Origin of the sequence: Salinarimonas chemoclinalis (assembly GCF_041514305.1) — a bacterium.
In the GTDB taxonomy this organism is placed as follows: Bacteria; Pseudomonadota; Alphaproteobacteria; order Rhizobiales; family Beijerinckiaceae; genus Salinarimonas; species Salinarimonas chemoclinalis.
In genome coordinates this window covers 168,411-175,512 of the sequence record NZ_JBGMWH010000008.1, presented here as the reverse complement: position 1 = coordinate 175,512, position 7,102 = coordinate 168,411, and the positions used below count along the sequence as shown (strand labels likewise).

6 protein-coding genes are annotated in these 7,102 nt (G+C 73.6%); 5 read left to right on the top strand and 1 reads right to left on the bottom strand.

Annotation, left to right across the window (positions count from 1 at the left end; all coding sequences use genetic code 11):
- Positions 1–42 precede the first annotated feature (42 nt).
- The 4 genes from AB9M23_RS14530 to ligA all read left to right on the top strand — a co-directional run bounded on the left by AB9M23_RS14530 (position 43) and on the right by ligA (position 4,295).
- Positions 43–939 carry an alpha/beta fold hydrolase gene (locus AB9M23_RS14530; protein WP_372425277.1) on the top strand — a complete coding sequence of 299 codons (897 nt, stop codon included), beginning with the start codon at positions 43–45 and terminating at the stop codon, positions 937–939.
- 114 nt (positions 940–1,053) lie between these two features.
- A complete protein-coding gene (locus AB9M23_RS14525) occupies positions 1,054–1,356 on the top strand; it encodes a type II toxin-antitoxin system TacA family antitoxin (protein WP_372425271.1) in 303 nt (100 codons plus the stop codon).
- A 1-nt stretch (position 1,357) separates the two neighbouring features.
- Positions 1,358–1,906: a GNAT family N-acetyltransferase gene (locus tag AB9M23_RS14520; protein WP_372425270.1), complete on the top strand. Its 549-nt coding sequence runs from the start codon at positions 1,358–1,360 to the stop codon at positions 1,904–1,906.
- Positions 1,907–2,153: 247 nt separating this feature from the next.
- Entirely contained in the window at positions 2,154–4,295 is a 2,142-nt protein-coding gene (ligA, locus tag AB9M23_RS14515) for an NAD-dependent DNA ligase LigA (protein WP_372425269.1), read from the top strand.
- A 524-nt stretch (positions 4,296–4,819) separates the two neighbouring features.
- On the opposite strand, the gene AB9M23_RS14510 is transcribed toward ligA, so the two are convergent.
- A complete protein-coding gene (locus AB9M23_RS14510) occupies positions 4,820–6,112 on the bottom strand; it encodes an FAD-dependent monooxygenase (protein ID WP_372425268.1) in 1,293 nt (430 codons plus the stop codon).
- Between the two features lie 104 nt (positions 6,113–6,216).
- Here AB9M23_RS14510 and tesB point away from each other — a divergent pair, with 104 nt between their 5' ends.
- A complete protein-coding gene (gene tesB, locus AB9M23_RS14505; protein WP_372425267.1) occupies positions 6,217–7,095 on the top strand; it encodes an acyl-CoA thioesterase II in 879 nt (292 codons plus the stop codon).
- The last annotated feature ends 7 nt before the right edge of the window (positions 7,096–7,102 follow it).

Sequence of the window (7,102 nt, the reverse complement as noted above, 5' to 3'; positions counted from 1 at the left end):
GGTTCGAGCGACGATGACGATCCCCGGGTCGCCGAGGCGCGAATGACCGACGATCTCCTCCCCGGCTTCGCCACGCACCGCATCGAGACCGAGCCGGGGATCCAGGTCAACGTGCGTGTTGCCGGCTCCGGCCCGCCGCTGCTTCTGCTGCACGGCCACCCGCAGACCTGCGCCACCTGGTACCGGGTCGCCCCCGCGCTCGCCGAGCGTTTCACCGTCGTCGCGAGCGACCTGCGCGGCTACGGCGACAGCGCCAGGCCGCCCTCCACCCCCGATCACGCGCCCTATTCCAAGCGGGCGATGGCGCGCGACCAGGTCGCCGTGATGCGCGCGCTGGGCCATTGGCGCTTCGCCGTCGTCGGCCACGACCGCGGCGGGCGGGTGGCGCACCGCTTGGCGCTCGATCATCCCGACGCCGTCGCGCGCCTCGCCGTCCTCGACATCGCGCCGACGCTGACGATGTACGAGCGCACGGACCGCGCCTTCGCGACGCGCTACTTCTGGTGGTTCTTCCTGATCCAGCCGCATCCGCTGCCGGAGCGGATGATCGGCGCCGACCCCGAATTCTACCTGCGCCACCACCTCGCCGGCCAGAGCCGCACGCCCGGCATCCCCGAGGAGCGGCTCGTCGCCGAGTACCTGCGCTGCTACGACGACCCCGCCGGAATCCACGCCATCTGCGAGGACTACCGCGCGGCGGCGACGATCGATCTCGAGCACGACCGCGCCGACGCGGCCGCCGGCCGGCGCGTCGCGGCCCCGCTGCTGGCCCTGTGGGGCGCGAAGGGCACCGTCGGCGCGCTCTACGACGTGCTCGCCACCTGGCGCGAGCGCGCGGACGACGTCCGCGGCGGCGCGCTGCCCTGCGGCCACCTCCTGCAGGAGGAGGCGCCGGATGCGTTGTTGGCGGCGCTCGTGCCCTTCCTGGGCGCGCCGTAGACCGGGCCATTTTCCCGAACGTGAGATGTGTTGACGAGCGGGCGGACTTTACGCAAGCTGTGTCAATTGGACGCGACACATGGGGACGATCCCCGCGCGCCGGAAGAGGCTGCCATGGACGACCCGAGACGGGCGACGCGCGCGGAGGGCGTACGCCGCGAGACGACGATCCACGTGCGTGCGCCCGCGCGCACTCGCGACCTCATCGACCAGGCCGCCTCGTCGCTCGGCAAGACGCGCTCGGAGTTCATCCTGGAGAGCGCCCGCTCCCGCGCCGTCGACGTGCTGCTCGACGAGCGGCTGTTCGCGCTCGACGAGGAGCGGCACACCACCTTCCTAGAGGCGCTCGACACCCCGCCCGCGGCCCATCCGCGCCTGCAGGCGCTGATGCGCCGGCGCCCGGCCTGGGAGGCGTGAGATGCACAAGGCCGTCGGCGAAAGGCTCCTGGGCGCGCCGCTCTCCGCCCCCGGACGCCTCACCACCGAGTGCGACGTCGGCGCCTTCGCCTGCGGCGATCCCGTGCTCGACGGGTGGATCCGCCGCCGGGCGCTGCGGCGGGACGCGCGCGGGGCGCGTACCTACGCGGTCTGCGCCGAGCGGCGGGTGGCCGGGTTCTTCTGCCTCGCGGCCGGCCTCGTCGTCGCGCCGGACCGCTCCCCGCGCGGCACGATCCACCGGCGGGAGGAGCCCCGCGACGCGCCGATCCCGGTCGCGATCCTGCGCCGCCTCGCGGTCGATTCGCCCTGGCAGGGCCGCGGGCTCGGTGCCGACCTCCTGATGGACGCCCTCCAGCGCGTCGTCGCCACGGGCGCCGAGCTCGGCATCCGCGCCGTTGTCGCCCGCGCCGTGGAGGACCGCGCCCGCGCCTTCTACGCCGCCTTCGGCTTCGTGCGCCTCGAAGACGGGGACGCGGAGACGATGCTGATGCCGGTGGAGACGGCGGAGGGGGCGCTGAGGGGGGTGTGAGGCGGCTGGAGCTCCTCCCCCGTCGGGGGAGGTGGATCGGCGGCGAAGCCGGCGAGACGGAGGGGGTGCGCCGAAAGGCGCTTCGGCGACAGCCGAAATCGGCCGGGGTCGAGCCACGGGACCCCGCCCCTGGCTCGCTGCGGTCGCCTTCCCCGCCCCGACGGGGCGGGAGCGCGCGTGAGCATTCCCGATCGAGGCGCGCCGCGCTAGAACGGGCGCGCCGATTCCCCCGCCCGAGTCTCCCCCAATGGCCCGCCCCCCCGCCTCCTACGCCGACCTCGCCCCCTCCGCCCTCACCGCGCGCCAGGCGCGGAAGGAGCACGCGCGGCTCGCCGAGGAGATCGCCGGGCACGACGTGCGCTATCACCAGGAGGACGCGCCCACCGTCTCGGACGCGGAATACGACGCCCTGCGCCGGCGGCTCGGCGAGATCGAGCAGCGCTTCCCCGAGCTGATCGGCACCGCGGAGGCGTCGGCGTCCGTCGGCGCAAAGCCCGCGGAGAAGTTCGCCAAGGTGCGCCACCGCGTGCCGATGCTCTCGCTCGACAACGCCTTCGACGACGCGGAGGTGGGCGAGTTCGTCGGGCGGGTGAAGCGCTTCCTCGCCCTGGCCGAGACGCCCGCCTTCACCGCCGAGCCGAAGATCGACGGCCTGTCGCTCTCGCTGCGCTACGAGGACGGAAAGCTCGTCACCGCCGCCACCCGCGGCGACGGGACGGAGGGCGAGGACGTCACCGCCAACGCCCGCACCGTCGACGACATTCCCGCGGAGATCCCCGCGCGCGGGGAGATCGAGGTGCGCGGGGAGGTCTACCTCTCCCACGCCGACTTCGCCGCCATCAACGCGCGGCAGGCGGAAGCCGGCAAGCCGCTCTTCGCCAACCCGCGCAACGCCGCAGCCGGCTCGCTGCGCCAGCTCGATTCGCGCATCACCGCCGAGCGGCCGCTGAAGTTCTTCGCCTATGCCTGGGGCGCCATGCCCCCGCCCGCGCCGACGCAGCACGAGGCGGTGCGGCGCTTCGAGGAATGGGGCTTTCGCGTGAACCCGCTGATGGTGCGCTGCGAGACGCTCGACGCGATGCTCGCGCACTACCGCCGCATCGCGGAGGAGCGGCCGAACCTCGGCTACGACATCGACGGCGTCGTCTACAAGGTCGACGACCTCGCCGTGCAGGAGCGCCTCGGCTTCGTCTCCCGCGCGCCGCGCTGGGCGCTCGCCCACAAGTTCCCGCCGCAGGAGGCCTTCACGGTCGTCGAGGCCATCGAGATCAACGTCGGGCGCACCGGATCGCTCAACCCGCTGGCGAAGCTCCGGCCCGTGACCGTGGGCGGCGTCGTGGTCTCGAACGCGACGTTGCACAACGAGGACTACATCAAGGGCATCGGCGGCAAGGGCGAGCCGATCCGCGAGGGCCGCGACATCCGCGTCGGCGACACGGTGAAGGTCTACCGCGCGGGCGACGTCATCCCCAAGGTCGTCGACGTCGTGATCGACAAGCGGCCCGCGGAGTCCGCGCCCTACGTGTTCCCGACGGCGTGCCCCGCCTGCGGCAGCCACGCGGTGCGCGAGGTCAATCCGCGCACCGGTCGCGAGGACGCGGTGCGCCGCTGCACCGGCGGGCTGATCTGCCCGGCGCAGGCGGTGGAGCGGCTGAAGCACTTCGTCTCGCGCACGGCGATGGACATCGAGGGGTTGGGCGGGGAGCGGATCGAGGAGCTCTTCGAGGCGAACCTCGTGCGCACCCCGCAGCAGATCTTCACACTCGAGGCGCGCAACGCCGAGCGGCTCGACCGACTCGAGGCGCGCGAGGGCTGGGGCGCGACGAGCGTGCGCAACCTCTTTTCCGCCATCGACGCGCGGCGCGCGCCGGACCTCGCCCGCTTCGTCTTCGCGCTCGGCATCCCCCACGTGGGCGAGACCGGCGGCAAGCTGCTCGCGCGCCACTTCCACACGTTCGACGCCCTGCGCGACACGGCGCGGCGTGCGGCGAACGGGGATGCGGGCGCCTACCAGGAGTTCATCGACATCGACGGCATCGGCGCGGTGGTGGCGGACGCGCTGGTCGAGTTCTTCCGCGAGGCGCACAACGAGGATATGCTCGACGCCCTGCTCCGCGAGGTGACGCCCCGCCCCGCGGAGGCGATCGCCGCGACCGACAGCCCCGTCGCCGGCAAGACCGTCGTCTTCACCGGCACGCTCGAGCAGATGACCCGCGACGAGGCCAAGGCCATGGCCGAGCGCCTCGGCGCCAAGGTCGCGGGCTCCGTTTCGGCCAAGACGGACATCGTCGTCGCCGGACCCGGCGCCGGCTCGAAGCTCAAGAAGGCGCAGGAGCTGGGGTTGCAGGTGATGGACGAGGACGGGTGGTTCCAGCTCGTGGGGCGGTGAGCCGCCCCGCTTCGTTCATGGCGTCGCGGTGCACGCGTCGACGTTCGCTCGCGATCCTTCTCCCGCCGGCCGAGAACGAACGCACAAGAAGGCCGCCGCGGGCCTCCCCTTTCCCTGGCGGCTGGTCGATTCACACATCGCCCGCGCCGGTCCCGGCTCTGGACGACCGGTGCCGGCGCCCCCTGTCCTTCCCTGTAGGGGAAGGTGTCTCGGCGAAGCCGAGACGGATGGGGCGCGCGGCACGCGCGTTCGGCGAAGCCGAGTAGCGACGGCGGCAGCGGACGCGCCGGCTTCCGCTTCGCGGAACGCGCCTTCGGCGCGCCCCATCCGTCACCGCGCTTCGCGCGGCGCCACCTTCCCCTACAGGGAAGGAGAACGCCCGTACCACCCGTCACGGGGTCCGTGCTTCGGCCGACGTTCGCGGATGCGTGAATCGACGAGCCGCGAGGGAGAGGGGAGTTCCCGATCGCCCGTCATCGGCGTCGCGGGGCACGCGTCGACGTTCGCTCGCGGCGCCCGCCCCTTCACAGGTCCTCCCCCCGCAGGAGCCGCGCCCCGCCTCGCCCCGGAACGCCCGCCGCCTCGCGCATGAAGAAGCGCTTGGCCGCCGGCATGCGGTTGACGAGGCCGAGCCCGAGGTCGCGCAGCATGCGCACCGGCGGGACGTCGTTCGAGAACAGGCGGTTGAGCGCGTCCGTGGCGAGGCCCATCGCCACCGTGTCGGCGCGGCGCGCGCGCTGGTAGTCCTCGAGCACGTCCGCCGCGCCGGGGTCCATGCCGAGCCGCACCGCGGACACGATCCGCTCTGCGAGCACGGCGGCGTCCTTCAGGCCGAGGTTGACGCCCTGCCCCGCGATCGGATGGATCACGTGGGCGGCGTCGCCGAGCAGCGCCAGCCGCGGCGCGACGAAGGCGCGGGCGATGCCGAACTCCAGCGGGAAGGCCTGGATCGGCGTCTCCAGCGCGATGGCGCCGAGCTCGAGGCCGAAGCGGCGCTCGATCTCCTCGAGGAGCAGGTCCTCGTCGAGCGCCAGCATGTGCGCCACGTCGGTCTCGCGCTCGGACCAGACGATGGCCGAGCGATGGCCCAGCGCCCCTCCAGGCGTCAGCGGCAGCATGGCGAAGGGGCCCGACGGCAGAAAGTGCTGGATCGCCCTGCCCTCGTGGTCGCGTGCGTGGCCGACGATCGCGGAGAGGCCCGATTGCGGGTAGTCCCAGCCGCTCCAGCCGATGCCGGCGCCCTCGCGCAGGCGCGAGCGCTTGCCGTCCGCCGCGCAGACGAGGTGGACGTCGCGCGTGCTCCCGTCCGTCAGCCGCACAGCGACGCCGGCGCCGTCGGCGGCCGGCGTCGCGCGGCGCACGCCGGCCTCCAGCATCTCGACGCCCGCGTCGCGGCAGGCGGCGCGCAGCGCTCGGGCGAGGACGGCGCTTTCGACCATGTGGGCGAAAGGCTCCTCGCTCGAAGGCTCCTCTCCATCGGCATCCCGCCGCGCGCCCTCGCCGCCGAACTCCAGGAACACCGGCCGCACCGGGTCGGCGAGGTGGCTGTCGGTGATCGCCATCTCGCGCATCTCCTGCGCCTGACCGGCGATCTCCGGCCAGACGCCGAGCGCCGAGAGCATGCGCCGGCTCGCCGCGGCGACGGCGTAGGCGCGCCGGTCGCCCGCGGGATCGCGGGCGAGCACGGGATCGGCGAGCGTCACGTCGATGACGCGCGGCGCCGCGCGTGCCAGCGCGAGCGCCAGGGCGAGGCCGACGATGCCGCCGCCCGCCACCACGATCCGCCAGTTCTGCGCCCGTTCCGTCGGACCCGTCATCGTCGCCTCCCTCGCACGCGAAACCGCGACGCGCTTCCGCGCGCTTGACCCGCCGGGCGGCGGCGGCTCACATGCCCTTCGCCCGGCACGGAGGTATCTAGCACATGGCGCGCGCCGTCGAAGAGCTGCTCGCGATTCTCGACCTCGAGCGGCTGGAGAACAACCTGTTCCGCGGTCGCAGCCCGAACGTGGGCTGGCAGCGGGTGTTCGGCGGGCAGGTGATCGGCCAGGCGCTCGTCGCGGCGACCCGCACAGTCGAGGGCCGCCAGGCGCATTCGCTCCACGCCTACTTCCTCCTGCCCGGCGACCCGAAGGCGCCCATCGTCTACGAGGTCGACCCGATCCGCGACGGCAGGTCCTTCGCGACGCGCCGCGTCGTGGCGATCCAGCACGGGCGGGCCATCTTCTCGATGTCGGCCTCCTTCCAGGTCCGCGAGGACGGGCTCGACCACGCCGCCGCGATGCCGGACGTGCCGATGCCGGAGGACCTCCCCGGCGAGGACGAGATGCGCGCGCGGGTGATGCCGCTGATGGACCCGTCGGCGCGGGCCTACTTCGAGCGCGAGCGGCCGATCGAGCTGCGCCCCGTCGAGCTCGAGCGCTACCTCCCCCGCGATCCGGAGGCGGAGCCGCTGCCGGCGCGCTTCCACGTCTGGATTCGCACGACCGGTCGCCTGCCGGACGAGCAGGCGATCCACGACTGCGCCCTCGCCTACGCGTCGGACATGACGCTGCTCGATTCCTCGCTCATCCCGCACGGCCGCAGCGTCTTCGAGCGCGCGATCCAGGCGGCCTCGCTCGATCACGCGCTGTGGCTCCACCGCCCCTTCCGCGCCGACGAATGGCTGCTCTACGCCCAGGAGAGCCCCTCCGCATCGGGCGCGCGGGGCTTCTCGCGCGGCTCCATCTTCACCCGCGACGGCCGCCTCGTCGCCTCGGTGGCGCAGGAGGGGCTGATCCGCGAGCGTACCACGCAGGGCTGAGGCGTGC

Excerpts from the sequence above, each read along its gene's own strand:
- AB9M23_RS14530 (WP_372425277.1), top strand. The coding sequence starts at position 43 with ATGACCGACGATCTCCTCCCCGGCTTCGCCACGCACCGCATCGAGACC.
- AB9M23_RS14525 (WP_372425271.1), top strand. The coding sequence starts at position 1,054 with ATGGACGACCCGAGACGGGCGACGCGCGCGGAGGGCGTACGCCGCGAG.
- AB9M23_RS14520 (WP_372425270.1), top strand. The coding sequence starts at position 1,358 with ATGCACAAGGCCGTCGGCGAAAGGCTCCTGGGCGCGCCGCTCTCCGCC.
- ligA (WP_372425269.1), top strand. The coding sequence starts at position 2,154 with ATGGCCCGCCCCCCCGCCTCCTACGCCGACCTCGCCCCCTCCGCCCTC.
- AB9M23_RS14510 (WP_372425268.1), bottom strand. The coding sequence starts at position 6,112 with ATGACGGGTCCGACGGAACGGGCGCAGAACTGGCGGATCGTGGTGGCG.
- tesB (WP_372425267.1), top strand. The coding sequence starts at position 6,217 with ATGGCGCGCGCCGTCGAAGAGCTGCTCGCGATTCTCGACCTCGAGCGG.